The 25,053-nt window shown below is 57.9% G+C and carries 28 protein-coding genes and 5 tRNA genes; 18 read left to right on the top strand and 15 right to left on the bottom strand.

Annotated features, from left to right (window positions below; genetic code table 11):
- Positions 1 to 51 precede the first annotated feature (51 nt).
- Positions 52 to 498 carry a flagellar protein FlhE gene (locus tag DD235_RS08860; protein WP_162300452.1) on the bottom strand — a complete coding sequence of 149 codons (447 nt, stop codon included), beginning with the start codon at positions 496 to 498 and terminating at the stop codon, positions 52 to 54.
- Positions 499 to 577: 79 nt separating this feature from the next.
- Here DD235_RS08860 and DD235_RS08855 point away from each other — a divergent pair, with 79 nt between their 5' ends.
- The 4 genes from DD235_RS08855 (at position 578) to DD235_RS16845 (ending at position 3,432) form a co-directional block, all read left to right on the top strand.
- Entirely contained in the window at positions 578 to 1,114 is a 537-nt protein-coding gene (locus DD235_RS08855) for a DUF2478 domain-containing protein (protein WP_109061710.1), read from the top strand.
- A 127-nt stretch (positions 1,115 to 1,241) separates the two neighbouring features.
- The gene (locus tag DD235_RS08850) at positions 1,242 to 2,177 is read left to right on the top strand and encodes a sulfurtransferase (protein ID WP_109061709.1); all 936 of its coding nucleotides are present in this window, start codon (positions 1,242 to 1,244) and stop codon (positions 2,175 to 2,177) included.
- A gap of 1 nt (position 2,178) precedes the next feature.
- Positions 2,179 to 3,255 (top strand): YeeE/YedE thiosulfate transporter family protein, encoded by a 1,077-nt coding sequence (locus tag DD235_RS08845; protein ID WP_109061708.1) that lies wholly within the window; start codon positions 2,179 to 2,181, stop codon positions 3,253 to 3,255.
- Positions 3,256 to 3,267: 12 nt separating this feature from the next.
- Positions 3,268 to 3,432, top strand: a complete 165-nt coding sequence (locus tag DD235_RS16845) for a hypothetical protein (protein ID WP_164497339.1) — start codon at positions 3,268 to 3,270, stop codon at positions 3,430 to 3,432.
- A gap of 4 nt (positions 3,433 to 3,436) precedes the next feature.
- On the opposite strand, the gene DD235_RS08840 is transcribed toward DD235_RS16845, so the two are convergent.
- Together DD235_RS08840 and DD235_RS08835 are read right to left on the bottom strand one after the other, a co-directional pair.
- A complete protein-coding gene (locus DD235_RS08840) occupies positions 3,437 to 3,958 on the bottom strand; it encodes an undecaprenyl-diphosphatase (protein ID WP_162300451.1) in 522 nt (173 codons plus the stop codon).
- A gap of 68 nt (positions 3,959 to 4,026) precedes the next feature.
- Positions 4,027 to 4,103 (bottom strand) — tRNA-Arg (locus DD235_RS08835).
- 215 nt (positions 4,104 to 4,318) lie between these two features.
- Between DD235_RS08835 and DD235_RS08830 the strand changes: the two genes are divergently transcribed.
- Both DD235_RS08830 and DD235_RS08825 read left to right on the top strand, forming a co-directional pair.
- A tRNA-Glu gene (locus tag DD235_RS08830) sits at positions 4,319 to 4,394 on the top strand.
- A gap of 36 nt (positions 4,395 to 4,430) precedes the next feature.
- Positions 4,431 to 4,507 (top strand) — tRNA-Asp (locus DD235_RS08825).
- A 62-nt stretch (positions 4,508 to 4,569) separates the two neighbouring features.
- Here DD235_RS08825 and DD235_RS08820 read toward each other — a convergent pair.
- From DD235_RS08820 to DD235_RS08805, 4 genes are all read right to left on the bottom strand, one after another.
- A complete protein-coding gene (locus DD235_RS08820) occupies positions 4,570 to 5,601 on the bottom strand; it encodes an acyltransferase (protein WP_109061706.1) in 1,032 nt (343 codons plus the stop codon).
- A 94-nt stretch (positions 5,602 to 5,695) separates the two neighbouring features.
- Complete coding sequence (locus tag DD235_RS08815) at positions 5,696 to 6,313, bottom strand: hypothetical protein (RefSeq protein ID WP_109061705.1); 618 nt, start codon at positions 6,311 to 6,313, stop codon at positions 5,696 to 5,698.
- A gap of 49 nt (positions 6,314 to 6,362) precedes the next feature.
- Positions 6,363 to 6,575 (bottom strand): DUF3079 domain-containing protein, encoded by a 213-nt coding sequence (locus tag DD235_RS08810; RefSeq protein WP_109061704.1) that lies wholly within the window; start codon positions 6,573 to 6,575, stop codon positions 6,363 to 6,365.
- 71 nt (positions 6,576 to 6,646) lie between these two features.
- The gene (locus DD235_RS08805; protein ID WP_109061703.1) at positions 6,647 to 6,934 is read right to left on the bottom strand and encodes a helix-turn-helix domain-containing protein; all 288 of its coding nucleotides are present in this window, start codon (positions 6,932 to 6,934) and stop codon (positions 6,647 to 6,649) included.
- A gap of 253 nt (positions 6,935 to 7,187) precedes the next feature.
- On the opposite strand from DD235_RS08805, the gene DD235_RS08800 reads away from it, so the two are divergent.
- The 7 genes from DD235_RS08800 (at position 7,188) to DD235_RS08770 (ending at position 14,271) form a co-directional block, all read left to right on the top strand.
- A complete protein-coding gene (locus DD235_RS08800) occupies positions 7,188 to 9,215 on the top strand; it encodes a putative bifunctional diguanylate cyclase/phosphodiesterase (protein ID WP_109061702.1) in 2,028 nt (675 codons plus the stop codon).
- A gap of 144 nt (positions 9,216 to 9,359) precedes the next feature.
- Positions 9,360 to 9,557: a 50S ribosomal protein L35 gene (gene rpmI, locus DD235_RS08795; RefSeq protein ID WP_109061701.1), complete on the top strand. Its 198-nt coding sequence runs from the start codon at positions 9,360 to 9,362 to the stop codon at positions 9,555 to 9,557.
- Positions 9,558 to 9,572: 15 nt separating this feature from the next.
- Entirely contained in the window at positions 9,573 to 9,932 is a 360-nt protein-coding gene (gene rplT, locus DD235_RS08790; protein ID WP_109061700.1) for a 50S ribosomal protein L20, read from the top strand.
- Between the two features lie 98 nt (positions 9,933 to 10,030).
- A complete protein-coding gene (gene pheS, locus DD235_RS08785; RefSeq protein WP_109061699.1) occupies positions 10,031 to 11,053 on the top strand; it encodes a phenylalanine--tRNA ligase subunit alpha in 1,023 nt (340 codons plus the stop codon).
- A gap of 23 nt (positions 11,054 to 11,076) precedes the next feature.
- A complete protein-coding gene (pheT, locus tag DD235_RS08780; protein ID WP_109061698.1) occupies positions 11,077 to 13,512 on the top strand; it encodes a phenylalanine--tRNA ligase subunit beta in 2,436 nt (811 codons plus the stop codon).
- A 13-nt stretch (positions 13,513 to 13,525) separates the two neighbouring features.
- Positions 13,526 to 13,864: an integration host factor subunit alpha gene (locus DD235_RS08775; RefSeq protein ID WP_109061697.1), complete on the top strand. Its 339-nt coding sequence runs from the start codon at positions 13,526 to 13,528 to the stop codon at positions 13,862 to 13,864.
- 26 nt (positions 13,865 to 13,890) lie between these two features.
- A complete protein-coding gene (locus DD235_RS08770; RefSeq protein WP_109061696.1) occupies positions 13,891 to 14,271 on the top strand; it encodes a MerR family transcriptional regulator in 381 nt (126 codons plus the stop codon).
- A gap of 61 nt (positions 14,272 to 14,332) precedes the next feature.
- Here the strand turns inward: DD235_RS08770 and DD235_RS08765 are convergent, their stop codons facing one another.
- Complete coding sequence (locus tag DD235_RS08765; RefSeq protein ID WP_109061695.1) at positions 14,333 to 15,898, bottom strand: methyl-accepting chemotaxis protein; 1,566 nt, start codon at positions 15,896 to 15,898, stop codon at positions 14,333 to 14,335.
- A 465-nt stretch (positions 15,899 to 16,363) separates the two neighbouring features.
- Here DD235_RS08765 and hdeA point away from each other — a divergent pair, with 465 nt between their 5' ends.
- On the top strand, positions 16,364 to 16,672 hold the full coding sequence (gene hdeA, locus DD235_RS08760) for an acid-activated periplasmic chaperone HdeA (RefSeq protein ID WP_109061694.1): 309 nt from the start codon (positions 16,364 to 16,366) through the stop codon (positions 16,670 to 16,672).
- A 75-nt stretch (positions 16,673 to 16,747) separates the two neighbouring features.
- On the opposite strand, the gene DD235_RS08755 is transcribed toward hdeA, so the two are convergent.
- The 4 genes from DD235_RS08755 to DD235_RS08740 all read right to left on the bottom strand — a co-directional run bounded on the left by DD235_RS08755 (position 16,748) and on the right by DD235_RS08740 (position 19,759).
- Positions 16,748 to 17,743, bottom strand: coding sequence for a linear amide C-N hydrolase (locus DD235_RS08755; protein ID WP_109061693.1), 996 nt, complete (start codon positions 17,741 to 17,743; stop codon positions 16,748 to 16,750).
- Between the two features lie 611 nt (positions 17,744 to 18,354).
- Positions 18,355 to 18,431, bottom strand: a tRNA-Pro gene (locus DD235_RS08750).
- Positions 18,432 to 18,473: 42 nt separating this feature from the next.
- The gene (locus DD235_RS08745) at positions 18,474 to 19,541 is read right to left on the bottom strand and encodes a diguanylate cyclase (RefSeq protein WP_109061692.1); all 1,068 of its coding nucleotides are present in this window, start codon (positions 19,539 to 19,541) and stop codon (positions 18,474 to 18,476) included.
- A gap of 128 nt (positions 19,542 to 19,669) precedes the next feature.
- Positions 19,670 to 19,759: transfer RNA gene (locus DD235_RS08740), tRNA-Ser, on the bottom strand.
- 222 nt (positions 19,760 to 19,981) lie between these two features.
- On the opposite strand from DD235_RS08740, the gene DD235_RS08735 reads away from it, so the two are divergent.
- The 3 genes from DD235_RS08735 to DD235_RS08725 all read left to right on the top strand — a co-directional run bounded on the left by DD235_RS08735 (position 19,982) and on the right by DD235_RS08725 (position 22,411).
- A complete protein-coding gene (locus DD235_RS08735) occupies positions 19,982 to 20,785 on the top strand; it encodes an amino acid ABC transporter substrate-binding protein (RefSeq protein ID WP_109061691.1) in 804 nt (267 codons plus the stop codon).
- A gap of 173 nt (positions 20,786 to 20,958) precedes the next feature.
- Entirely contained in the window at positions 20,959 to 21,612 is a 654-nt protein-coding gene (locus DD235_RS08730) for an amino acid ABC transporter permease (RefSeq protein ID WP_109061690.1), read from the top strand.
- A 46-nt stretch (positions 21,613 to 21,658) separates the two neighbouring features.
- The gene (locus tag DD235_RS08725) at positions 21,659 to 22,411 is read left to right on the top strand and encodes an amino acid ABC transporter ATP-binding protein (protein ID WP_109061689.1); all 753 of its coding nucleotides are present in this window, start codon (positions 21,659 to 21,661) and stop codon (positions 22,409 to 22,411) included.
- A gap of 34 nt (positions 22,412 to 22,445) precedes the next feature.
- On the opposite strand, the gene DD235_RS08720 is transcribed toward DD235_RS08725, so the two are convergent.
- Positions 22,446 to 22,658, bottom strand: coding sequence for a TOBE domain-containing protein (locus DD235_RS08720; protein ID WP_109061688.1), 213 nt, complete (start codon positions 22,656 to 22,658; stop codon positions 22,446 to 22,448).
- A gap of 96 nt (positions 22,659 to 22,754) precedes the next feature.
- Here DD235_RS08720 and dinB point away from each other — a divergent pair, with 96 nt between their 5' ends.
- Positions 22,755 to 23,825 carry a DNA polymerase IV gene (gene dinB, locus DD235_RS08715; RefSeq protein ID WP_109061687.1) on the top strand — a complete coding sequence of 357 codons (1,071 nt, stop codon included), beginning with the start codon at positions 22,755 to 22,757 and terminating at the stop codon, positions 23,823 to 23,825.
- Here dinB and infA read toward each other — a convergent pair.
- Together infA and DD235_RS08705 are read right to left on the bottom strand one after the other, a co-directional pair.
- Positions 23,819 to 24,088, bottom strand: a complete 270-nt coding sequence (gene infA / locus DD235_RS08710) for a translation initiation factor IF-1 (RefSeq protein ID WP_109061686.1) — start codon at positions 24,086 to 24,088, stop codon at positions 23,819 to 23,821. The two genes, dinB and infA, sit on opposite strands and share 7 nt — an antisense overlap.
- Before the next feature lie 337 nt (positions 24,089 to 24,425).
- Positions 24,426 to 24,884: a GatB/YqeY domain-containing protein gene (locus DD235_RS08705; RefSeq protein ID WP_109061948.1), complete on the bottom strand. Its 459-nt coding sequence runs from the start codon at positions 24,882 to 24,884 to the stop codon at positions 24,426 to 24,428.
- Between the last annotated feature and the right edge of the window lie 169 nt (positions 24,885 to 25,053).

The raw sequence follows: 25,053 nt of genomic DNA, 5'->3' as shown, positions 1-25,053 counted from the left end.
ACGCAGGCAGGCCCGATTTTAACGTGTCCTGCCGGATTTGGCCCGAAGCGTCTATCGGACAGGCGGAATGGGTGGCTGGTACCAGACGGTGACGCTGGCGGGTACGTAGATCGGATTGATGATCGGACCGCGCCCAGGCACGCTGTGCCACAGCGTAAAGGGGCGGGATGCATCAAGCCCGGCAAAGGCGCTTGTGTCCATGTGGGCGGCGGTCACCGTGATGCATCGAGATTTATTCCAGCACAGGCGCGTATTGATCTGTGCGGCGCTCTGGCCGGTCAGATTCACGGCAACCCGTGTGATGGTCGAGCCAGAGGGGACACCGACACCCGCAGATCCGGGGCTATAGTCAGTGGGCACTTCATAGCTTTTGCGATGGATGGCGCTACTGGTCCGGGTGTCGTGCCAACTGAGGTCGGCGCGGGCGTGGACAGGTGCCTGCATCAGGCTACCAAGGACCAGCAGGCAGACTGCAGCGAGGTGTCGGGGAGTATTCATGGGATAGCAGGATCTGGCGCAAAGAGAACAGGGATTGCCTGTGCCAGAATAGCATCTGTTGCAGCAGGAGCAGAACATCATGACAGAAGACAATCCAGTTGTGCTGGGGGCCATTATTGCGCCGGACAGTGGGCAGGCAGATGAGTTGCTGGCCTGGGCGGTAGAGGCGTGCAGAGCGCATGGCAAGCAGGTGCGGGGTGTGCTCATGGAAACGCCGCCGCACGAGGCTGGGCAACCTCGACCCAAGGCCGTGCTCCGGGATTTGCATACGGGAGAAAGCTATTCGATCCTGCAGGATCGGGGGCCGCTGTCGCGTGGATGCTGTCTGGATACGAACGTATTGAGCCGGGCAAGTATCGTGCTGCGCCGTGCGGCCACTGAAAAACCGGATCTGGTGATCGTCAATCGTTTTGGGTCCTCCGAGGCGGAAGGGGAAGGTTTCACGGAGGAGCTGCTCGCACTCATAGAAGCTGGCATTCCGCTATTGTTGATCGTCAATACCCGTTATCTGGAAGCCTGGCGCCATTTCAATGGCGGCATGGGCGATGAGATTGCATGCGAGCAAACATCGGTGGCGGGCTGGCTGGATAACAGACTGGGTGTGGGAGCTTGTTGAAGGTGGTCAAGGATATGCATGCAGTTGTGGTGCATATTTCTTTTCTTTATAAGAGGGTGCGGTAATTTCAGGATATGCGAAGAATGCGTTAAGCTGTCAAGATCGGTTATTGAACTGGATTTTTGATATGACATTCCTATCGCGTTTCTTCGTACTGTTGCTGGCATGCTCGGCCAGCGCCGCTACCCTGGCCGGACCCCTGGTTACGCCTGTTGAACTGAATGCCCTTCGGCAGGATGACAGCGTTCGCATTATCGATATCAGGCCTGTCGACGCATACGCCAAGGACCACATCCCAGGGGCGGTGTCGGCACCTTACGCGGCCTGGCGAGGTCCGGCAGCAAGTCCTGGAGAGCTGCCACCCGTCGACAAGCTGACAGAACTGGTGCGCAGTCTGGGGCTGGATGCCGGCGTGCGAGCCATCGTCGTTTCGAACGGGGAAAACACATCTGACTTCGGCGCGGCCGCACGGGTGTACTGGACACTCAAGTACCTGGGGCTGAAGAATCTGTCGATCCTCAATGGTGGCGTGCAAGCATGGGTCGACGCTGGGTTGCCACAGGATGATCAGGCGGTGCAGGTTGCAGCCAGCAGCTACGAGCCGGTCCTTAATGATGCCCTGATCGCGACGCAGGCTGATGTCCAGGCCAGTCTCGACAGCCCGACCACACGACTGGTCGATGCGCGACCCGCCAATTTCTTCCGGGGCGAGGTCAAGGCACCGACCGCCAGCGTGCCCGGCACGATTCGTGGTGCCGTCAATCTGGAGCATGATCGCTGGTTCAAACCGGGCAGCAACCAGATCGTATCTGCCGAAGAGGCCAAGAAAATCGCCCACGATGCCTTCGAGGCACCGGCGGACGAGACGATCTCGTTCTGCAATACTGGACACTGGGCGGCCACCGATTGGTTTGCGCTGTCGGAGCTGGCAGGCCAGGAAAATGTGCGGCTCTATCCGGCCTCGCTGGCCGAATGGACCCAGTCTGAGCAGTCCCTGCCCATGGACAATGTGCCGGGGCGAGGCTCGCAACTGATGGACAAGCTCAAGGGATTGTTGAACTGATATGGCCCGCTTGCCTCTGACGTTGTTGATGGCAGCCTTTGCCATCTGGCTGGCCTGGTTTGTTTCGTTGCGACAGGCTATTCTGTTTGTGGTCGGCATTGGCATGGGAGGCGTACTGGCAGGTGCGCGTTTCGGCTTCACGACAGGCTGGCGTCGCCTGATAGAAGAGCGCGATGCATCGGGCGTCATGGCGCAGTTGCTGTTGCTGGCGGTGGCTGCAGCATGTTCGATTCCTCTGCTGGCGATGTTTCCGGGAGATCTGGCAGCAGCGCTGGGACCGCCCAGTATCAGCTTGCTGATTGGTGCTTTCGTGTTCGGTGCATCCATGCAAATTGCCGATGGTTGTGGTTCCGGTACGCTCTACAAGGCAGGTCTCGGTATTCCTCTCAATATGGGCATTTTGCCTGTGTTTGCGCTGGGTAGTTTCCTGGGGTCGGCTCATCTCGACAAGTGGCTGGCGCTTGGGGCCATCCAGCCTGTTGGCCTGGTTGATCTTTATGGTCCGACGGTTGCCCTTGCGTTGACAGCACTTGGGTTGGTGCTGATTGCCTTTGTCGTGCGTCGCTGGAGCGGCTCGACGGCGCGTTGGTATGACCGCAAGCTTTTTATTGGTGCCGTGTTGCTGGCGGTGCTGGCCGTGCTCAACCTGCTGATAGCCGGGCAACCCTGGGGGGTGGTATACGGTTTCGGTCTGTGGTTTGCCAAGATCGCCACGGCAACAGGCATGTTTGACCCGGCCCAGAATGCGTTCTGGAGTCAGCCGGGTAATTTCAACGCGCTATCCCAGACTGTATTCCTGGATGTTACTTCCATCACCAATATCGGCATCATGGCGGGTGCGCTCTGGATTTCCGTGCGCAAGAAACCGGCGGCGGAGCCGCTGAGCAACCGTCAGTGGCTGATTGGTATCGTGGCGGGTTTTCTGCTCGGTTATAGTTCGCGCCTGGCATTCGGCTGCAACGTAGGGGCCATGGTCAGCGGCATTTCCACAGGCAGCCTGCATGGCTGGATCTGGGTTGTGATGGCGTTTGGCGGATCGTTGATCGGTGTGCGCCTGCGTCGGCGTTACGGGTTCTGAGGGAGCGTGGCCATGAATGTTCGCATTGTGCGAGGCACTTTGTTCTGGCTGGTGCTGATTGCCTTCTTCGTCTGGGACTGGAATGTTTCCAGGCCTGTCGACTTTCGCCATGAACCGCCGCTGATTGCGGCGGGTTCGGGGCAGGCACCGAGCGGCGGGCACTGCTCAGCGTTTTAGGGTTTCAGTTTCTGCGTGGCACGCGCCAGGCGATCGTGGCGGTTGCTGCACCCAGCAGCCAGCCTGCCACGATATCGAGCGGGTAATGCACGCCCAGGTAAATTCGAGCCAGACTGACGAACAGTGTGACCCATCCCCAGGCCAGTGCTGTGGCGCGTCGCCCTGCGTACCACAGGCAGAATGCGCTGGCCATCATGATGCTGGCATGGTTGCTTGGGAAGGAGGGGCTGTCTCGATGCGGCATCCAGGCCGGGCCCAGACCGTCCAGGAAAGGGCGTGGCCGCATCCATATTTCCCCGATTAGAAAACTGCTGGCGATTGTCAGTACAAGTGCTGCAAAAGTGCGCAGCGCGAGTTCCCGGTCCCGGGGCGCGTTGCGCAGCCAGAGTGCAACCATGCCGGCGGGAATCAGGTAAATGGGTATTTTGGCAATGACGATCGCCAGCCAGAGTAGTGCGGGTGGCGTGGCGGGTGCGGCCTTGATGGCCTGGAATAGATTGCTGTCCAGCAGCAGAAGGTCGGTCATGGTGTCGATCCCTCGGTCATGCATCCAGAAAAACAAAAGGGCCTTCCATGTAGGAAGGCCCTCGAAACTGGCGCGCCCGGCAGGATTCGAACCCACGACCCCTTGGTTCGTAGCCAAGTACTCTATCCAACTGAGCTACGGGCGCATTTCTTTGCTGCGTGAGCAGCGAAGAAACGGAATTATATGGGAAACAAAAAAATTTGTACAGCTACGCTGGAAAAATATGTTCATCTGAAATCTGAATCCATGTCATTCATGTGTCTTTTCTATTTTTTCAATATTTTTTGACATGAAAAGCAGTTCATGTATAGAATAGCGGGCTGTCAGCAAACAAACCTTCTGGTTTCGCTGCGACGAAGTGTCCCCTTCGTCTAGAGGCCTAGGACATCACCCTTTCACGGTGAGTACAGGGGTTCGAATCCCCTAGGGGACGCCAGTTAAATCTGGCAATTGCCGAAAGGCATACCGCTGCGGAGCGGTAGTTCAGTTGGTTAGAATACCGGCCTGTCACGCCGGGGGTCGCGGGTTCGAGTCCCGTCCGCTCCGCCAAGAAATTTAAGCCCTGCATGCCTTGTGCCTGCAGGGCTTTTTGTTGTTTGTGTTGGCTATTATCAGGTAACAAGCCTGCCGACCTGTAGGTTTCTCAATCCCCATGTGCTGATGGCAGAAAGCGCAAATACAAGCAGCGTCACTACCGGTATCACCCAGTAGGTTCCACTTTCGGGATGATAAAGGCCGCTGGTGCGCAGAATGTCCAGGTATACGGGGTGCAGCAGATAAATGCCGAATGCCACGCCAGCCAGGGCGGGTAAGCGTGGCAGCAGGGTGTTGCGCAGCAGTAGCTGGAACGTCCCCAGTGCCATGGGAATGACCCCCAGGCTGAAGGAATCGTAGAAATAGAGTCTGAGGGTTGTTGAGTCGGAGAGTCCCCAGGTGCCAAGCGTCGTCAGTACGATGCCTCCTGTCAGCAGGGCGGCTGGCGCGGGTATGCGCCATTGCCTGTTGTATATCAACCGTCCCGCCAGGAAATAGCCCAGGTAGGGCAGGAACCAGCTCATGAAAAAACCGCGCTGGGTATTGCCGGTCAGATGGCTGTGGAGCGAGTCCAGCATCGCCAGCGCAAGGATGCCGACAGTGGCGAAGCCTTGCTGGCGCGGATTCATCCCGCGCAGGCTGCGTGCCAGGAATGGAGTAAAAAAATACAGCCCCGGAATCATGTACAGATACCAAAGGTGGTAGTAGGGCGCGCCACTCCAGAGTTTGTTCAGCCAATCTGCGAGCCTGAGGGGGTCGCCTTGCCAGAGATGCATCAGACGACTCCAGCCCAGGTAGAACAGGCTCCAGAATATAAGTGGCAATATCAGTCGAGCCGCACGGCGCAGATAGAATTCACGGAAAGGGCGCTGCCTGGACGGGTCAAGCAGCAGGGCACCGCTGATCATGACGAAGATAGGCACGCACCAGCGCGCGGCTGCGTCGTATAGATTGGCCCATTGCCAGGCGGGCGTGCCATATTCGGTGGTGCGTACCAGTGGATGTGCTGCGCAGTGCACCAGGACCACAGCCAGGGCGGCCAGCCATCGGGCGGTGTCGAGGTTGTGCAGGCGCAGATCGGATGAAAAATTCGGGCTGTTGCTTGGCATGGGACTCCTGCGTACCTGGATGTATCCAGGGTAGCAGCCGCAGGGCCCGAAAAAATGACAGAATATGGCGAAGTGCGCCGAATGCTTGGTGTGCTCAGAAAATGATGTAACCAGGACGTCCCCTGCTGGGCGGCACGAATGCAGACACCTGGTTGTAGCGCCGATTCTGGCCATTCTCCAGGCTCAAAGTGCCATTGAAGGCAGGATGGGACACCTGCTCTCCTGTGGGTGTGATGAGGCGCACCTCAAGCAGCTGGGGGCGGGTGGCGAGCTTCAGCGCATCGATGTTGGGTGCCATGTGCGGCAGGCTGTAGCGTGCGCCGGTCACTTCGCCCTTGTAGTGATAGATGCAGCGTCGGTCAATACGATTGGTGTCGGGTGAGCAGAAGAATTTGGTAAAGCCGATGATCTCGATGGTGCTGCCACTGACGGTGATGAACTTGAACTCGGGTGTGGTGTCTCTCAGCAGCGCAGGATTGGCGAGCAGCCGTCGGGCCTCCTGCTCATCCAGCAGGCTGTGGTCCTCTACATCGTAGTCGCGATAGGCGTGGTATCCGTGCAGGTCCGCCAGCGCCTGGGCGATCAGTTCCTTGGAGGGAGTGGGGTGCGACCAGCGTACGCTCCTGCTGCAGCCACTCAGTATGATCAGGGTTGCCAGACATCCCAGCAGCAGGCAGGAAATCGATCTGGTGGTGCGAGGATTTTTATGCATGGTGGCGAGTCCTAGTCTCTGGCGAAGATCACCGGTGGCTCGCAATATATCATTTGTCTGAGGCTGTGGAGGGCTGTTCGGGTGGGGGGATGTCCAGATCCCAGTCTCCTACCAGATACCAGTCTTCTCCCAGGACCTCGGATGGGTGCTGGGTGCGGTTGGAGCCATTGCCGCATTTTGTGGCATCCACAGGACAATACATATCGCAGCCCCAGCATACACGTTCCGGATGTTTGGGGTTGAGTGGAAATTTCTTTGCCATGTTGATGCCTTGGTGTGCAGCGCAATGGCTTCAGTGTATGGTGCTTTTTCAGTGCACTGGCTTGATAAACATCATGGGCCCTTGCTGGGGTTGGATGGCAGCAGGGGGGCGGGTGTGTGTTGGGCTTCTTGCTCGTCCATGAGCAGAACGCTCATGGGAACGTCGAGTGCGATGGCGATGCGTTCGATATTTCGGATCGAAATATTGCGTTTGGCACGTTCGACCGAACTGATGTAGTTGACGTGCAGGTCGGCCGCTTCGGCGACTTTTTCCTGAGTCAGATTCTTGGCCAGGCGAATGCGACGCATGTTGCTGGCAAATCGTTGCTGGGCATCGCTGGGTTTGATGGAAGGGGGCATGTTTCGGAGTATTTCCGAGTCGTCCAATGCAATCCACACACTTTGAGTTTGGTTTGGTTCGTGCTAATCTCGCGCTGAAACAACTAAACTCAAATCGTTATTTTTAAGCAATAAAGCAGCTGGGTCGGTCATCCGGTGGCAATATTGCGCGATTCCGACTCCTGGGTTGGAGTGCGGCCGATTCCGTGTGTTTCCCGGACAGGCATGCGTGGCGCGCATTTTGGATGATGCTCGGCCATGGGAGTATATTGAAATGTGGGTGGGGCTTCCCGGAGTGGAGCGTAATGCAGCTACAGCATGGCGGCAACGTGTCGAATGGCTCCTGCTGGCGGTTGTGCTGGCCATAGTGGCGTTGTTGCTGGCACGTAGTTATGATCGGCAGTGGCTGTTGGCCAGTCGGGGTGAGCTTGATGCGCTGCAGCAATTTTCGCATTTGCTTCATGTCACGGTTTTTCTGGTGCTGTCTGCATCCCTGGGGGGGGCGCTGTTTTGGGTACAGCGCCGCAGGCAGCGCTTGTCGCGGCTTATTTCCGTCTTGCGGCGTGAGCGGCGTGATCATGATCGTCATATGGCGGCAGTGCTCGAACATGTTGTGGACGGCATTGTCTGTGTGGATGGCGATGGTGTGGTGCTGGCTTTCAATAGTGCGGCATCGCGTCTGTTTGGGTACGCACCTGCCGAGATACTGGGACGTGATGTCGCCATGCTGATGCCGTTGCGTTATCGGCGACGTTACCAGAGTGAGCTGCGTAATGGCATGCAGGCGGGCATTGGAAATGTCATCGGCAGTCGTCGTGAGGTGCGTGGCCTGTGCAAGGGCGGGCGCGAATTTCCGGTGATGCTGGCTGTCTCGCGTTTGCCGGATCGGGCGGGGCCGCGTTTCATCGGTTTGCTGCGTGATATGTCCGAGACGCGTCGTGCCGAAGCGCGGATACGACAACTTTCCTATTATGATGCCCTGACCAAGTTGCCCAATCGCAATTTGCTGCTGGATCGTCTCGCGCGGACGCTGCACACCGCGGGTGAGGCAGGCGGGTGTGGCGCGCTGTTTTCCATAGATATTGATGATTTCAAAAGCATCAATGATGCCAGGGGGCACGGGGCGGGTGATCTGCTTTTGTGTGAGGTGGCGCAGCGTTTGCGCAGTTGCGTGCGAGAAACGGATGTGGTGGCCCGCCTGGCAGGGGATACCTTCGGAATCATGCTGGCAGGGCTTGTTGCGGATACGCGGGAAGCTGCACAGCAGGCACATGATCTTGGTGGGCGCATTCTCGGCCGGTTGAATCAGATCTATCGCATTGAAGATGAAGAGGTGCACTGTGCATTCAGCATGGGCGTCGCCTTGTTTGATGTGGGGGGGGATTCTGCCGAGATGCTCCTGGCACATGCGGATATGGCCATGCATCAGGCCAAGCAGGCAGGGGGTGGTCGTCTCTGTTTTTTTGATCCAGCCATGCAGCAACTTGCTGTCGAGCGTGCTGCGTTGCTGGCGGATCTGCATCAGGCTATCGAGGCGGATCAGCTCAGGCTTTATTATCAGTTGCAGGTCGATGGCGAGGGGCGTGCAACAGGTTTCGAGGCGCTTGTGCGCTGGCAGCATCCGCAGCGGGGGATGGTCCCTCCGGGGGAGTTCATCGGGCTGGCTGAGGAAAGCGGACTGATCGTGCAGATGGGGCGCTGGGTGCAAGAAACGGCCTGCGCGCGATTGGCCCAGTGGGTGAGCGATCCCGAACGATGTCATTTGACCATGTCGGTCAATGTCAGCGTACGGCAACTGCGGCAGGCCGATTACGTTGATAATCTGTTGACGATGCTGGCGCGCACCGGTGCGCCGCCAGGACGTCTCAAGCTGGAGCTTACCGAAAGCATGTTGGTGGGCGATGCTGGCGATATTATTCGTAAAATGCAGCAAATCCAGGCTTATGGTATTGGCATCGCGCTGGATGATTTCGGGACGGGTTACTCATCCCTGGCCTACCTGGCGCGTTTGCCGCTGGAGCAACTCAAGATAGATCGTTCCTTCGTGTGCAATATCGAGGTAGACGAAGTCGATGCCATGATTGCCCAGACCATCGTATCCCTGGGCAAAATCCTTGGCTTGCAGATCGTGGCCGAAGGGGTTGAGACACAGGCGCAATGGGCACGTCTGGTCAGTTATGGCTGCACGGGATTTCAGGGGTTCCTGTTTGGCAAGCCTGGCCCCGACTGTGCATTGCCGGCCCCGGAAGGTCAGGCGTCGAGTCCAGCAGCAGTGTGTCGCATTGGCGTGACAGGTGCCTGATGCTTTTTTACGCTGCTCGGGATATAATCGTGGGCTTTCCGGCTTCGTGGCTGGAAAACAATAAGTGAAATCAGGTTAACAAGACCCGTGACTGCAGTGGTTCGGGCGCCTGCCTTCATAACTTCGAACCCACAGGGAACTTTCATGCCCAAGATGAAGACCAAAAAAGGCGCTTCCAAGCGCTTTAAGGTCCGCGGCAGCGGATCCATCAAGCGTGGTCAGGCGTTCAAGCGCCACATTCTGACCAAGAAAACCACCAAGAACAAGCGCCAACTGCGCGGTTCTGCAGCTGTGCACGTGGCAGACGTGAATGCTGTCAAGGCCATGCTGCCTTTCGCTTGATAAAGGAGATCTGATATGCCTCGCGTCAAACGTGGTGTAACCGCCCGCGCCCGTCACAAAAAAGTCATCGCCGCCGCCAAGGGTTACCGTGGCCGCCGCGGTAATGTATTCCGCGTCGCCAAACAGGCGGTCATGAAGGCAGGCCAATACGCCTACCGTGACCGTCGTGCCAAGAAGCGTACGTTCCGCGCGCTGTGGATTACGCGCATCAACGCCGCTGTGCGTCAGCATGGCGTCAGCTACAGTGCCTTCATCGCCGGCCTCAAGAAGGCCCAGATCGAACTGGATCGCAAGGTCCTGGCTGATCTGGCTGTGCGTGACCAGGCTGGTTTCGCTGCGATCGTCAAGCAGGCTCAGGCCGCTCTGGCCGCCTGATTCCAGGCTTTTTCGCGGTGATCGCAAACGGGGCTGCAAAGCCCCGTTTGCATTTGTACAATGCATCTTTTCCTCCAGTTGCTTGATAGGCGTGACGTATGACTGTGGAGCTCGATGACCTGATCCGTCAGGCCCAGGAACAATTTTCCGCGTCCCCCAATGTGGCCGCACTCGAAAATGCCAAGGCCAGGTTCCTTGGCAAGCAGGGGGCGTTGACGGAACTACTCAAGGGGCTGGGCAAGCTCGATCCCGAGCAGAAGAAGTCGGAAGGGGCGCGCATCAATCAGGCCAAGCAGGCCATTTCCGATTTGCTGGATGCACGCCGGCAGGCGCTGGCCGATGCCGAACTCGAACAGCGTCTGGCGAGCGAATCGATCGACGTGACCTTGCCGGGCCGCGGTCGTGGGCGGGGTGGCATCCATCCCGTGATTCGTACCTGGGAGCGCGTCGAGGAAATTTTCCGCTCGATTGGTTTCGACGTGGCCGATGGTCCTGAAATCGAAAATGACTGGACCAACTTCACTGCGCTGAACAATCCCGAGAACCATCCTGCCCGTTCGATGCAGGATACGTTCTATGTGGACATGAAGGATGCCGGTGGCTTGCCGCTGCTGTTGCGTACCCATACCAGCCCGATGCAGGTGCGCTATGCCCGCATGAACAAGCCACCGATCAAGGTCATTGCGCCGGGGCGTACCTATCGTGTCGATAGCGATGCCACGCATTCGCCGATGTTTCATCAGGTCGAGGGGCTGTGGATTGACGAAAACATTTCGTTTGCCGACCTCAAGGGCGTCTATACCGATTTCCTGCGTTGTTTCTTCGAAACCGACGATCTGGTCGTGCGCTTTCGTCCGTCGTTTTTTCCGTTCACGGAGCCATCTGCCGAAATCGACATGATGTTCACCGAGGGACCCAACAAGGGCCGCTGGCTCGAGATTTCCGGATCAGGTCAGGTGCATCCTAACGTAATCCGCAATTTTGGCCTGGATCCCGAGCGTTACATCGGCTTTGCCTTTGGCTCAGGCTTGGAGCGGCTGGCCATGTTGCGCTATGGCATCAACGACTTGCGCCTGTTCTACGAAGGCGATGTGCGCTTCCTGGCGCAGTTCAACGATTGAAACCGATCATAGGCTGACTTAACATGCTGCTTCCCGAGTCCTGGCTGCGTACGCGCGTCAATCCCGAGATCTCTACCGAAGAACTGGCTCACCGACTGACGATGGCGGGGCTTGAGGTCGAAGGTGTCGAACCTGTGGCACCTGCCACCTCCAATGTCGTAACGGCTCGCATCGAAAGCGCCGAACCGCATCCCAATGCCGACCGGCTGCGGGTCTGCCAGGTCAATGACGGTTCCGGCCAACTGCTGCAGATTGTCTGCGGTGCGCCCAATGCACGCGCCGGCTTGGTCGTGCCTCTGGCGCGTATCGGTGCCGAACTGCCGGGAGGCATGAAAATCGGTCCGGTCAAGATGCGCGGTGTCGAATCGTCCGGCATGCTGTGCTCGGCGCGTGAACTTGCGCTTTCCGAAGAGAGCGCCGGCCTGCTTGAGTTGCCTGGCGAGACTGAAATCGGCCAGGATATCCGCCGTGCGCTGGATCTTGATGACCATGTGCTGGAACTCAAGATGACGCCGAATCGTGCCGATTGCCTGTCAATCATGGGCGTGGCTCGCGAGGTGGCGGCCCTGACCCAGGCCTCGCTGGCCCCGCTGGCTTTCGAGCCCGTGCCGGTGACACTCGACGAGCGTCTGACGGTCGATGTACAGGCTCCTGACTTGTGTGGTCGCTTCGGCGGTCGTGTGGTGCGTGGCGTCAATGCGCATGCGCAGACACCTGACTGGATGAAGCGTCGCCTGGAACGTGCTGGTCAGCGGCCGATTTCCGCCCTGGTCGATATCTCCAATTATGTCATGCTGGAGTTGGGTCGGCCTTCGCATATCTTTGATCTGGACAAGATCCAGGGCGGCCTGGCAATACGCTGGGCACGCCAGGGTGAAACGCTGGCATTGCTCAATGGTCAGATCATCGAGCTTGCGCCTGATGTTGGTATCGTGGCCGCCGGGGATACCCCCGAAAGTCTGGCCGGCATCATGGGGGGGGAAGCCAGTTCGGTCACGCTGGAGACGCAATCGATCTACATCGAGGCGGCCTTCTGGCATCCCGAGTCGATCGCTGGCCGTTCGCGTCGTTATAAATTCAGTTCCGAAGCGGGGCACCGCTTCGAGCGCGGTGTCGATTTTCAATCCATCCCTGAGCATATCGATTACATCACCCGGCTCGTGATCGATATCTGTGGTGGTCAAGCGGGACCGATCACCGACGAGCAGGTCAGTCTGCCGGCACGGCCTGCAGTGAAGATGCGCCTTTCGCGCTGCCGCCGCCTGTTGGGCATTGATGTGACACAGGATGAGGTGGCCGGTATTTTCGAGGCTCTGGGGCTGCCTTTCGTGCTCGAGGGCGAGACATTCAGCGTCACGCCGCCGTCCTTCCGCTTCGATTTGAACATCGAAGAAGATTTGGTCGAAGAAGTGATCCGTATTTACGGCTACGAACGCATTCCCGAGCGTCCGCCGCTGGCACGGGCAAAAATGCGCATGCGTCCGGAGGCCAAGCACGGCCCGCACGCCTTGCGTCGGGTCATGGCTGACCTGGATTACCAAGAAGTGGTCAACTATAGTTTTGTCGAGGCGGCCTGGGAGCGTGACCTCACCGACAATGTGCAGCCCATCGAATTGCTGAATCCGATCACCAGCCACATGTCGGTCATGCGTTCCAGCCTGTGGGGCGGCCTGCTGGCCAATATTCGTCACAATGCCAATCACCGCCAGCCACGCGTGCGAGTGTTCGAGCTCGGGCGTGTATTCCGGCGCAATGCTGCTGCCGAAGATGGTCCGCTGGGCGTGCAGGGCGTCGATCAGCCGCTTCGGCTGGCTGCTGCTGCATGGGGGCCGGCCTTGCCCGAGCAATGGGCGGAAACGGCCCGCAAGGTGGATTTCTTCGATATCAAGCAGGATCTGATCGATCTGTTCGGTGTTCAGGCTGATGCGCTGTCCTTCGTGGCGCAGCCGCACCCAGCCCTGCACCCGGGGCGCAGTGCGCAGATTCTATTCAAGGGCGAGGCAATCGGCTGGCTGGGTGAACTGCATCCGCGCTGGGTGCGTCAATTCGACCTGGCCTCGGCACCGGTGCTGTTCGAGGTGGCATTTGATGCTCTGGTACAGGCGCATGTGCCTTCTTATCGGGAGGTGTCGCGCCAGCCGGTGGTTCAACGTGATCTTGCGCTGTGGGTGGATGAAGCAGTGACTTGGCAGTCCATGCTGGATACCATTGCCGCCGAACGCCTGCAGCAGCCGGAGTTGGCCATTGTTCGTGACGTGCGGTTGTTCGATGTCTGGCGTGACGCCGGGACGGCCGTCGAAGGGGATGACAAGGCTTTGTTTAAAAAGGAAAAGAGTCTTGCCTTCCGCTTCTGGTTGCAGGACACTGATGCCACTTTGGACGATGCGCGGGTCGAAGCGGCTCTGGCGCTGCTGCGCGATGCACTCGTCCGGCAGCATGGTGCCCGTCAGCGGGTATGAACAGGAGCAAGGAATGACAGACGCATCCCGGACCTTGACCAAGGCCGAACTGGCCGAACAGCTCTTTGAGCAGGTCGGTCTCAACCGGCGTGAGGCCAAGGAAATCGTCGATGTCTTTTTTGAGCAGATTCGCGATACGCTGGCCAAAGGCGACGAGGTCAAACTGTCGGGATTCGGCAATTTCCAGGTGCGCAACAAGCCGCCCCGTCCGGGACGAAATCCCAAGACTGGTGAGGTGGTGCCCATCGAAGCTCGTCGCGTGGTGACCTTCCATGCCAGTCAGAAGCTCAAGGATGCCGTCGAGCATGCGGGTGGCGAAAACGACACGCAAACGGTTATCGAGGTAGACTGATGCAGAATCTCCCAGAGTCGAGTGCCATGACTGCCCAGGAATCCACCTCTGCATTGCCTCCTATTCCAGCAAAGCGCTATTTCACCATCGGTGAGGTAAGTGAGTTGTGTGGCGTCAAGCCGCATGTGCTGCGGTATTGGGAGCAGGAGTTTACTCAGCTCAAACCCATGAAGCGACGCGGCAACCGGCGTTACTATCAGCACCACGAAGTGTTGCTGATCCGTCGCATTCGTGCACTTCTCTATGATGAAGGGTTCACGATCAGCGGTGCCCGGAACCGGCTGGGTGAGGGGCGCGACGAGCCTCGCGATCTGGAGGCCGCCGTGCGCCTGAGCGGAGCCGAATTGCAGGCCATACGAGCCGAACTGGCCAGTATTTCAGAAATGCTGGGACGTGCCATCGGTTGATGGCTCTTGTTTTCAACAAGGGCGGCAGCCTGCCAGGCTATCGCCCTCTTTTTGAACCGTTTTAACCCAGCGTGTGCTGTACTGCCAGGGGATGTGCCGCGACATCGATCACATCCCTGGAGTTGATCCTGAATACCGACACGGCCTGGCGCAACTGACGGGCCTGCTCTTCCAGTGAGCTGGCTGCGGCTGCCGCTTCTTCGACCAGGGCCGCATTCTGCTGGGTGACCTGATCCATTTGACCGATGGCCAGGTTGACCTGCTCGATGCCGTTTGACTGCTCTTGAGTGGCAGCCGAGATGTCGCCCATGATATCGGTGACACGCTGCACGGCTTCGACGATTTCTTTCATTGTGCCGCCAGCCCGGCCAACCTGGGCCGAGCCGGTTTCGACCTTGCTGACGGAATCCTCGATCAGGCTCTTGATCTCGCGTGCTGCCTGGGCGCTGCGCTGTGCCAGTGTCCTGACTTCGCCCGCCACGACGGCAAAACCTTTGCCCTGTTCGCCGGCTCGGGCTGCTTCGACTGCGGCATTCAATGCCAGTATGTTGGTCTGGAAAGCGATGCTGTCGATCACGCTGACGATTTCTGCGATTTTGCGAGAGCTGGCTGAGATGTCGTCCATGGTCGAGACCACTTCGGCGACCACGGCCCCCCCTCTCTGGGCGACATTCATGCTGTTGCCGGCAAGCTGTTCGGCCTGGCGCGCATTTTCTGCATTCTGGCGCACCGTGCTGGACAGTTGCTGCATGCTGGCGGCAGTTTCCTCAAGGGACGCGGCCTGTTCTTCGGTCCGGCTGCTGAGATCGGTGTTGCCCTGGGCGATTTCAGTCGAACCTGTATTGATTTCATCTACGCCCCGACGTACCTGCGAGACGACTCGTGACAGGCTCTCCTGCATTTTGCGCAAGGCGGCAAACAATTTCCCGATTTCGTTGCGTGAAGACACTTCGACACGGTGTGTCAGGTCTCCTGCTGCGACATATTCCAATGCTTCTCCTGCCTGTTCCAATGGGCGCAGGACCTGCCTGGACATATAAAGCCAGCAGCTTGCGGCAAGCACGATGCTCAGGATCAGCAGGGCTATCGAGCTGATACCGGCCAACTCAACCCGCTGTTCTGCGTCTGACATGAGCGACAGGCTGGCTTGGTCCATGACGCGAAAGAATGCCGCGACGATCTTGTCTGCTTCTTCACTGATGCGGGCACGCTCCTCGACGCTGTTTGCATAAACGTCGCCATTTCCCTGTTGCAGGGCAACGGCTGCCGCAGTGGTCAGTTGGGTATATTGCTGCAATAGTTGGCCATATTGTGAGGCCAGTTTTTCGACCTCAGGCCAACTGCCGGCATTGGTACCGCTGCCGCTATTGTTGCGATTGACCTGGTCGACTACCTTGAGGGCATCTTCTGCTCGCTTGATCGCAGTCTGTACGCCAGTCTGGTCGTTTTGCAGGAAATAGCGATGCGCAGCAACCATCCAGAGGCGGTTTGTGGTGAAGGCAATCTGCAGATCCTTGGCGGGCTGGATGCGTTCCGTGGATATTTGGTAGAAGTTTTCAAACCCCTTGGAGGCTGAACTTGCATTGAACCAGTTGGCGGCAATGGCGAGCCACAGGCTGCATGACATAAGTGTCAAAGTCAGCAATATTCCGGCTCTTACTGTTACATTTTTCATGGAAAAGGTACTGCAGGTGGATGAGGAAATCCGGGCCGCCGATCGGACAATGTCGGATGCTCTACGGAGCTAGTATCCTATTGCCGGGATGCGACATTCAGTGCGGCAAATTGGTCCTCTTTTTAATATCTGTTCAATGAAAGGCCAAACGTCGGACGTGCCATCTGCAGCAGGTGGCGCGATTTCTGTCATGGTGTTTGAACAATCGTGCTTGGGAGCTCTCGGCAGATGGATTACTTGATTTTTTGCACTGGATTTCTGGAAGAGTCAAGGATCATTCCGCCGAGCGAACGAAGATAGTAAAAACAAAAAAAATATGCTTTCATAATTGTTGTTGCTGTATCCCGTTCGTGCCGACTCCACACGAAGCCGGGCAGACCCTGGAGTGGTTGCGGTATAACTGACATGAGGTTGGCTATGAAAAAAACGATGCTGATGTTGGCTGTGTTCGGTATGTCCGCTTTGGGTGGTGTGGCGCATGCCGATACCAAGAAGCCTGTACCGCTGTGGCTTTGCAGTGATTACCTGGCCGTGAACGAAAATGTCCAGCCGACGGTACTTGGCTTTGCCGAGGCGCTCAATCGCGCCGGCAAGCCGGATGCCGAAGTGCTGGATGTCGATGGGGTGGCCAAGCTCCAGCCCGTGCTGCTGACGCACTGCAAGGAAAACCCGACGATTGCCCTGCATGATGCGCTGGTGCAGGCGTGGGGCACGATCAAGCAATAAGAAGCCAATACCTGGCTGCAATATTGTCTGGGCTGTCATAAATATGACAGCCCTTTATTATTTCCGGGCGTGAAGTCAGGCCTTGACTGGAATACCCAGGAAGGTGAAGGCCGGCGCAGGCACAAAATTGTCATTGACCACGCCATGAAAGATATTGCGCTGGTTGAGACCCAGTTCCAGCTTGCGTACGGTGCCGGTCTCCTGTGAAAAATCCAGGGATCCGACATCCACCCAGAATACATTCGGTGTCGTGGTGGACTCGAAGTAGTAACGCAGGCGCTTGTGATCCACAACTGTGCGCCAGCGGGTGGATGAAATGTTGGGCTGGTCGGGCGTGCTCAGGCCGAAGGGCACGGAAGCGTTGCGGATGACGCTCAGTACACTGGCCAGGGCCAGGTCAGGGTCCTCCTGCTTTTCCACGGCATTGATATAAAACTGAGCGCGGGCAAAACGGTCGGCAGCGCGATTGGTGCCTGGTAGCATAATTGTGCCCCCGATACTCTCCCAGTATTTGTTCAGGGCCAGTTGCTCGTCGTAGGTAGGCGAGTTGGTCATCACCTGATAATCCCTGCTGTGGTGGATAACAGGTTTGCCATCGATATATTCGATGATGGCACTGTCGCCGCTGCTGTCAGACAGCGACATGTGCAGGGTCGTCAATCGTTCTTCCCCGGGTACGTTTGCAGACACCAGCGAAAACGGCTCGCTCGAAATAGCCTTGATGGCTTCGTCTACTGTGGCAAACTGATCCAGCACATACTGTGCCCAGGCGGCGATGGTCAGCAGCGGCTTGGATGCGTCGGGTGCAGGATATTGGGATTCAGCCAGCCACAGCAGGTTGACCGAAAGACCGGCTTCGTTGACGCCGTCTGTGCTGGAGACGTCATAGCCCGTGGCGACGACGCTGCCATATTTGGCAGTCCACTGAACGCTGTTAGGGCCGCAGTTGCCATTGCGCGCAATACCTCGCGGCAGCACCCACAGGTTGGTATGCATGTCCGATTTCCAATCCATGGAACGGGCGGTGAAATTCAGGCCCTGGAGCCCGTGATAGATGATTCGTGTGCACATAGGATGTTGTGAGGTGGAAAGGCGTGAAAACTCGTGGGAGAAACAGTTGCGGCAGACGTTCCGGTCCGCCCCTGATTTGTACCAGAAGTCCGCAGTGCGCGGGGTGTCTTGTTGCGATTGTTGAATGTGCCGCCCAGAGCCCTTGCTGGAGGACAGATATCAGGCGCGGGCAGAGCAACTGCTGACAGAATATCTGGAATTGCGTATCCGGTTCTATGAAATTGACAATGAAGTGCTGCGTGCCCAGTAGCGCTTGCAGGCTATTGAGTTGCAGACACGCATGTGGTCATTGATCAGCAGGATTGCCAGGGTTGAACCCAATGCCGCATGGATCATGCTGTTGTTTTTGATGTGTGTTCCAACTTTCTGATTGGCTACAACACGCGTGGCAGACAGGTGGGCATTTGCTTTTGCTGGCGACCCCCGTCATTGCCGCATTCACATTATTCATGATTGCCGAGATCGATGTGCCGGGCAGGGGGGCTGATTCATGCCGTGCCCGATAATCTGCGGGCCATCAGGATATCTTGGAGTACGGTAGGTTGACACCTTGATAGGCATTGAAATGAACAAGGCCTTACGTAGATCACTACGTAAGGCCTTGATTTTTATGGTCGGGACGGCGGGATTCGAACTCGCGACCCCTTGCACCCCATGCAAGTGCGCTACCAGGCTGCGCTACGCCCCGAAAGAAAAAGATTATATCCCTTCTTTTTAAAAAACACAAACCTCAAACCGACATCGCCTGGTTGCGCCCGCGTTGCTTGGCCTGGTACATGGCGCTGTCGGCATCTGCAATCCAGTCGCGCAGCATGCTGTGCGAGGGCTGCAGCTGAGCGCTACCGAGGCTGATGCTGCAACGCAATTCCGGGTTGCCTTCAAAAGTCAGCTTCTCGACCTGTTGTCGGACGCGTTCGCCGATTTCCAGCGCGGACTTGGCTTCTGTTGCCGCCAGCAGGACGGCAAACTCATCGCCACCATAACGGGCAGCGAGATCGATGTCGCGTACGGCTCTGGCTAGGGTGCTCGCTACGGCCTGCAGCACGGCATCGCCTACGGCATGGCCATAACGGTCGTTGATGGATTTGAAGTGGTCGACATCGATCAGCAGTAGCGAGGCATGTTGGCCGGTGCGCTTGAGCAGCGACATGGCGTGCTGGGCACGATCCTCGAAATAGCGGCGATTGGGGAGGCCGAGGGCGGGGTCCAGTCGACTCAGCCTCTCCAGTTCGCGATTCTGGCGGGCGATTTGGCGGGCCAGTTGGTGCGTGACGTAGCTCAGGCTGACGCCATAGATGAACAGAAAGGGAAAGCAGGCAGCGATGGTGCGCAAAGAGCTCTCCGGCTGGAATGGATAGCCCAGGCACGTCCAGGTGAGCACAAAGCCGGCCACGATAGCGATCAGCGTCTTCTTGAGTAGGCGTAGACCGCCTGCGGCAATCCTGTCGGCGCTCAGGATGCTGACAATAATGATGGTGGGTACCAGGCTGACATGCATCAGAGCAATCCAGGCACCTGCCAGCGCTGTGTCGGCAATCAGGTTGCCGAACTCCTGGCGCAAAGGCTGTTCGGCTCGACGTGCCAGCCACCAGGCAATGTGTGGCCAGATCAGTCCGTTGATGATGAGCGCAGCCCATATCCAGGCAGGTGGTTGTACCTGTTCCATGAGCACGGATGCGATCGGCAGCATGTACAGGCCCGTGCCGACAATTCGCATCCGGTAGATGCGGTTGACGAAACTCAGGCTGCGGGCGCGATTGTCGTGTGGTGTGGCAATCAGAGGAGGAGGCGAGGACATTGGCGGGTAGCCCTGCGTCAAGGAATAGCCCCATGGATGCCGCTGCGCAGCCCCGACGGGGCATGTTGCCTGGGGCTTGTGGGCACCAAAAAGGCCGCAGACGATGCGGCCTTTTTGAAATGTCCGATTGGCGGACAGGGTGGGATTCGAACCCACGGTACGCTTGCACGTACGCCTGATTTCGAGTCAGGTACATTCGACCACTCTGCCACCTGTCCTGTTCCTGGTTTTGTCATGATGCACCGCGTGGTCGATTCCCGTTTCTGGGGCTGTGCGACAAAAGCCAAGCCCTGAATTATAGCAACGCTTTTGGCTTTTGCAAGCGAAGCAATATGTTTTTTGGAAATCAGCATAGTCTTGTCGTGCAGCATGGTCGTACTGTAGGTGGTAACATTTCTTTTTCTCCCTTTCACTGCGTCACTTCTTTTCAGAGATCGAACATGAATAAACTGACTGCTGTTGCCATGGTGTCCGCTGCTGTTGTCCTCGCCGCCTGCGGCAAGGGCGAGGAAGCCAAGCCCCAGGAGCAGGCCGCTGCTCCCGCACCTGTTGTGGCCACCAGCATTGTCGTCGGCCTGGATGACAATTTTCCGCCCATGGGTTTCCGTGATGAAAAGAATGAGCTGGTCGGTTTCGATATCGACATGGCCCGTGAGGCAGCGAAGCGGCTGGGGATCGAGGTCGAATTCAAGCCCATCGACTGGAGCGCCAAGGAAGCCGAGCTCAACAGCAAGCGTGTCGACGTGCTCTGGAATGGTCTGACCATTACCGAAGAGCGCAAGAAGAACATCGGCTTTACCGATCCCTACATGGAAAACCACCAGATCATCATCGTGGCCGCTGCTTCCCCGATCCAGGGCAAGGCAGACCTGGCCGGCAAGACGGTCGGTGCGCAGGAAGGCAGCAGTGCGGTCGATGCCATCAAGAAAGAGGCCGACGTGGCCGCTGGTTTCAAGGAATTGAAGACGTTTGGTGACAATATCACGGCCTTGATGGACCTGGGGACGGGTCGCCTGGATGCTGTCGTCGTCGATGAAGTCGTGGGTCGTTACTATGTCGCCAAGCGTGCCGACGAGTTCCGTGTGCTCGAAGACCACTTCGGTACCGAAGACTATGGTGTTGGCGTGCGCAAGGACGATACCGAATTGCTGACCAAGATCAATGATGCCCTCAATGGCATGAAGCAGGATGGCAGCGCTGGTAAAATCGCTACCCAGTGGTTCGGTGCCGACATCATCAAGTAAGAATCGGGATGAACAGGATGGCTGCCTGGTGCGATGCGCCAGTGGTTATCCCGATATCCGGCGCACCGGCGGTCCTTCGGGACGCCGGTGTTTTGTTTTTTGTCGCCGGCATCGAACGTGGGACTTTTCGAAGGCTGTCATAATCCCAAGGTTGTGCAGCAGGAATCCATTGCATGGACTATGTCATTTCACTTGTAGGACCGCTGGCCCAGGGGGCACAGGTTACGCTCAAGCTGTTTTTCATCACGCTGGTGCTGGCCGTTCCGTTGGGGCTGGTGTTGGCACTGGCGCGGATCTCGCGTTTCAGCGTACTGAGCGGCCTGGTCAATGGATATATCTGGCTGATGCGCGGTACGCCGCTGATGCTGCAGATGCTGTTCATCTATTTTGCCTTGCCGTTCGTGCCGGTGATCGGCATACGCTTGCCTGATTTCCCGGCTGCAGTGGTTGCGTTTGCGCTCAATTACGCCGCCTATTTCGCGGAGATCTTCCGGGCCGGCATACAGTCGATCGACAGGGGGCAGTACGAGGGGGCCAAGGTGCTGGGGATGAATTATTCCCAGACCATGAGGCGTATTGTTCTGCCGCAGATGGTACGGCGCATCCTGCCGCCCATGAGCAATGAAACCATTACGCTGGTCAAGGACACTTCGCTGATCTATGTGCTGGCGCTGAATGACCTGCTGCGTGCCGCACGCGGTATTGTTCAGCGGGATTTCACTACCACGCCTTTCATCGTGGCGGCGGCGTTCTATCTGATCATGACGCTGATCCTGACCTGGGGTTTCCAGCGGCTGGAGAAACACTATGCAAAGTACGATGACTGAGTCGCGCGGCTCAATACCGGCAGTCTCTGCTGATGCAAATGAAATCATGATCGAGGCGCGCGGCGTCGGCAAGAGTTTCGGAGCTGTGCGTGTTCTGCAGGATGTCTCACTGACCTTGCGCCGGGGGGAGGTGGTGGCCGTGATCGGTCCTTCGGGTTCAGGCAAGAGCACTTTCCTGCGCTGCCTCAATCATCTTGAAACGATCGATGAGGGGAGCATTGTCGTCGAGGGTGAGGTGCTGGCTTCAGCCGAAGCAGGCGGTCGCAGTCGCTACGCGCCTGACGCCGAGGTGCGTCGGATCTGTCGAAAGATGGGTATGGTGTTCCAGTCGTTCAATCTGTTCCCGCATATGTCTGTGCTGCAGAACATCATAGAGGCACCGGTCACGGTCAAGGGCATGAAACCCGAGGCGATCATACCCAAGGCCGAGGAGTTGCTGCGCAAGGTGGGCTTGCTCAACAAGCGGGACAATTATCCCTCACGCCTGTCGGGCGGACAGAAACAGCGTGTGGCGATTGCCCGGGCTCTGGCGATGGAGCCCGATATCATGCTGTTCGATGAACCGACATCGGCGCTCGACCCGGAGTTGACTGTCGAGGTGCTGCGCACCATGCGGCAACTGGCTGACGAGCGGATGACCATGCTGGTGGTGACTCATGAGATGGGTTTTGCCCGTGAAGTGGCGCAGCGGGTGGCATTCATGGATCAGGGTGCTATCCTGGAGGACCGAGCTTCGGCAGATTTCTTTGCAGCCCCCGCTCATGAGCGTACCCGGGCCTTTCTGGGGCAGATGCTCTAATAGGCGGCACGCCAGCTGGCGTGCCTCGGCTCAATCAGTCATCGATGCCGATCATCACGCTGGAAGCCTTGACCAGGCCATAGGCTTGGTCGCCTTCCTTCAGACCAAGGGATTTGGCTGAATGTGTCGTGATTGACGAGACAATCTCTACGCCTGGGGCAATCTCCAGTGTGACCTCAGTGGATACCGGGCCGCTTACGATGGAGATGATTTTGCCGGAGAGAACGTTGCGGGTGCTGATTTTCATGGTCATTCATCCTTTATGTGGGTGGAGGTGCCTGTGCAAGGCCACGCCAAGCATACGTGCATCCGGATCGTTGCGGGTAAAAAAATGATCCCTGACATGGCGTTGCGCAAAGTCATTCATGTCGATATGGATGCCTTCTATGCTTCGGTCGAGCAACGTGACGATGCATCGCTGCGCGGACGTCCGGTCGTGGTGGCCTGGGAAGGGCCGCGCTCGGTGGTCTGTGCGGCCTCGTACGAGGCGCGTCGCTTCGGGTTGCACTCTGCCATGTCGGCCCTGCGCGCTGCGGCTCTGTGCCCTCAGGCGGTGTTCGTACCGCCTGATTTTGGGCGTTATCGTGCAGTGTCACAGCAGGTCAGGGCTATTTTTGGTCGTTATACCGATCTGGTCGAGCCACTGTCGCTGGACGAGGCCTACCTTGATGTGACCCTCAATAAGCGCGGGCTGGCTTCGGCGACGGAGGTGGCCGAGATGATTCGCCGTGAGATCCGTGAAGAAACCGGGCTGACGGCATCTGCCGGCGTGGCACCCAATAAGTTCCTGGCCAAGATTGCGTCGGACTGGAACAAGCCTGATGGTTTGTTTGTCATTCGTCCCAGGGATGTCGATGCTTTCATGCTGCAATTGCCAGTAGGCAAGATTCCAGGGGTCGGCAAGGTGACCCGACAGCGGTTGTCCGAGTTGGGCATAGAGACTGCCGGCGATGTGCGGCAACATGACCGGATGGAGCTGGAAAAATTATTTGGCCGTTTCGGTGGCAAACTGTTGGATCGTGCCCATGGTCTGGATTTCAGGCCGGTGGAGTCTGCTCAGGCGGTGCAACAGGTCTCGGTAGAGGAAACATTTGAGCGCGATCTGAACCTGGACGCCTTGCAGCTTCCGCTGCGTAGGATGTGTGACAAACTTTGGGCACAGGCTGTGCGCAAGGGACTATTTGGCCGGACGGTCGTGCTCAAGCTCAAGACGGCCCGCTTCCGAGTGTTGACGCGCAGTCAGAGCTTCACGGGTACCCTTGATTCCGGAGAGCGGCTGTATCTGGCGATTGAGCAATTGTTGCGGCGGGTGGAGCAGCCACCTCGCACGCTCTACAGGTTGGCAGGGGTCGGCATGAGCAGTTTTCAGGAACCCGGTGCGGTGACCCGCCAGATGAGCCTGTTTGATCAGTGACGGCCACCGGGGCGATGTTGCGGTGCCGGTGCGCCAGTGCGCTCGACTTTGTGGCGGAAACTGATACGCCCCTTGGTGAGATCATAGGGTGACATTTCGAGCGTGACCTTGTCGCCAGCCAAGATACGGATGCGGTGTTTCTTCATCTTGCCCGAGGCATAAGCCGATACGCAGACGCCGTTGTCGAGCGTGACACGAAAGCGGGTGTCGGGCAGCACTTCGTCGACGGTGCCGTTGAATTCGATGAGTTCTTCTTTGGCCATGATGCTTTTCCTTCTGAATATCCCCGGCAGCGAGGCAAGACGTCGCTACGATTCCCTGGGCATCCGGGTGCGGCACGGGCTCGAAAACAAAACGGGCGTACGTGTCGGTGCCTGCGCCAGGCGCTGTAACCTGGCACCGCAGACTGGACAGCGGCGGTGGGAAAGGGGAGGTTGATGCCGGACCTGCAGCGGGATCCGGCAAGGCGGGACTGCACTCAATATGCAGCCGGATATGCGGTGATGCACATCATCTTGTCGCCTAGTATATCATCTGCGTACGCTCTGTTGTCAGTATATCCACGCTGCGTATGGATTTGAGGTGCACAGGATGGATGCCTCAGAGGCGTGCCTTGACGTCCTTGGACAGCGCGCCCATATCGGCACGTCCAGCCAGTTTCTGTTTGAGTTCTGCCATGATCACACCCATGGCGGGGGCACCGCTGACGCCCTGGGCCGTGGCGGCAGCAATGGCGGCGTCAATGGCGGCGGATATTTCTTCCGCGCTGGCCGCCTGGGGCAGGAATTCCTGCAGGACCGTGATCTCGGCACGCTCCTGGGCAGCGGTTTCTGTGCGTCCAGCCTGTTCATAGGCAGCGACCGACTCGCGGCGTTGCTTGACCTGTTTCTCCAGGATTGCTGTGATGTCGGCATCACTCAGTTCGCGGCGTTCGTCCACTTCCTTTTGTTTGATGGCGGCCTGCAGCAGGCGCAAGGTGCCGAGACGTTCGGAGGCGCGGGCGCGCATGGCGTCCTTCACGGCAGAGCTGATGCGTTCTTTGAGAGAGATGTCGGTCATGGTGAATACGGGTTCGTAGCGCAGGCGGCAGCCGCTGCGCGGGATGGGGAAATAGGCTAATGTTACACCTCGGGTATCCATTTTGTGAAATGTCCGGCACAGCCTGCTCAGGCATTGAGCAGGCTGTGCCGGATACGCATACCGACATGGTTTCGCCAACATGTGCCCG

The organism is Corticimicrobacter populi (assembly GCF_003123725.1).
In the GTDB taxonomy this organism is placed as follows: Bacteria; Pseudomonadota; Gammaproteobacteria; order Burkholderiales; family Burkholderiaceae_B; genus Corticimicrobacter; species Corticimicrobacter populi.
Note: the sequence above shows the minus strand (reverse complement) of the source record. Positions and strands in the feature narration are given on the sequence as shown.

Coding starts and splice junctions, on each gene's coding strand:
- DD235_RS08860 (WP_162300452.1), bottom strand. CDS start 498: ATGAATACTCCCCGACACCTCGCTGCAGTCTGCCTGCTGGTCCTTGGT.
- DD235_RS08855 (WP_109061710.1), top strand. CDS start 578: ATGACAGAAGACAATCCAGTTGTGCTGGGGGCCATTATTGCGCCGGAC.
- DD235_RS08850 (WP_109061709.1), top strand. CDS start 1,242: ATGACATTCCTATCGCGTTTCTTCGTACTGTTGCTGGCATGCTCGGCC.
- DD235_RS08845 (WP_109061708.1), top strand. CDS start 2,179: ATGGCCCGCTTGCCTCTGACGTTGTTGATGGCAGCCTTTGCCATCTGG.
- DD235_RS16845 (WP_164497339.1), top strand. CDS start 3,268: ATGAATGTTCGCATTGTGCGAGGCACTTTGTTCTGGCTGGTGCTGATT.
- DD235_RS08840 (WP_162300451.1), bottom strand. CDS start 3,958: ATGACCGACCTTCTGCTGCTGGACAGCAATCTATTCCAGGCCATCAAG.
- DD235_RS08820 (WP_109061706.1), bottom strand. CDS start 5,601: ATGCCAAGCAACAGCCCGAATTTTTCATCCGATCTGCGCCTGCACAAC.
- DD235_RS08815 (WP_109061705.1), bottom strand. CDS start 6,313: ATGCATAAAAATCCTCGCACCACCAGATCGATTTCCTGCCTGCTGCTG.
- DD235_RS08810 (WP_109061704.1), bottom strand. CDS start 6,575: ATGGCAAAGAAATTTCCACTCAACCCCAAACATCCGGAACGTGTATGC.
- DD235_RS08805 (WP_109061703.1), bottom strand. CDS start 6,934: ATGCCCCCTTCCATCAAACCCAGCGATGCCCAGCAACGATTTGCCAGC.
- DD235_RS08800 (WP_109061702.1), top strand. CDS start 7,188: ATGTGGGTGGGGCTTCCCGGAGTGGAGCGTAATGCAGCTACAGCATGG.
- rpmI (WP_109061701.1), top strand. CDS start 9,360: ATGCCCAAGATGAAGACCAAAAAAGGCGCTTCCAAGCGCTTTAAGGTC.
- rplT (WP_109061700.1), top strand. CDS start 9,573: ATGCCTCGCGTCAAACGTGGTGTAACCGCCCGCGCCCGTCACAAAAAA.
- pheS (WP_109061699.1), top strand. CDS start 10,031: ATGACTGTGGAGCTCGATGACCTGATCCGTCAGGCCCAGGAACAATTT.
- pheT (WP_109061698.1), top strand. CDS start 11,077: ATGCTGCTTCCCGAGTCCTGGCTGCGTACGCGCGTCAATCCCGAGATC.
- DD235_RS08775 (WP_109061697.1), top strand. CDS start 13,526: ATGACAGACGCATCCCGGACCTTGACCAAGGCCGAACTGGCCGAACAG.
- DD235_RS08770 (WP_109061696.1), top strand. CDS start 13,891: ATGACTGCCCAGGAATCCACCTCTGCATTGCCTCCTATTCCAGCAAAG.
- DD235_RS08765 (WP_109061695.1), bottom strand. CDS start 15,898: ATGTCATGCAGCCTGTGGCTCGCCATTGCCGCCAACTGGTTCAATGCA.
- hdeA (WP_109061694.1), top strand. CDS start 16,364: ATGAAAAAAACGATGCTGATGTTGGCTGTGTTCGGTATGTCCGCTTTG.
- DD235_RS08755 (WP_109061693.1), bottom strand. CDS start 17,743: ATGTGCACACGAATCATCTATCACGGGCTCCAGGGCCTGAATTTCACC.
- DD235_RS08745 (WP_109061692.1), bottom strand. CDS start 19,541: ATGTCCTCGCCTCCTCCTCTGATTGCCACACCACACGACAATCGCGCC.
- DD235_RS08735 (WP_109061691.1), top strand. CDS start 19,982: ATGAATAAACTGACTGCTGTTGCCATGGTGTCCGCTGCTGTTGTCCTC.
- DD235_RS08730 (WP_109061690.1), top strand. CDS start 20,959: ATGGACTATGTCATTTCACTTGTAGGACCGCTGGCCCAGGGGGCACAG.
- DD235_RS08725 (WP_109061689.1), top strand. CDS start 21,659: ATGATCGAGGCGCGCGGCGTCGGCAAGAGTTTCGGAGCTGTGCGTGTT.
- DD235_RS08720 (WP_109061688.1), bottom strand. CDS start 22,658: ATGAAAATCAGCACCCGCAACGTTCTCTCCGGCAAAATCATCTCCATC.
- dinB (WP_109061687.1), top strand. CDS start 22,755: ATGGCGTTGCGCAAAGTCATTCATGTCGATATGGATGCCTTCTATGCT.
- infA (WP_109061686.1), bottom strand. CDS start 24,088: ATGGCCAAAGAAGAACTCATCGAATTCAACGGCACCGTCGACGAAGTG.
- DD235_RS08705 (WP_109061948.1), bottom strand. CDS start 24,884: ATGACCGACATCTCTCTCAAAGAACGCATCAGCTCTGCCGTGAAGGAC.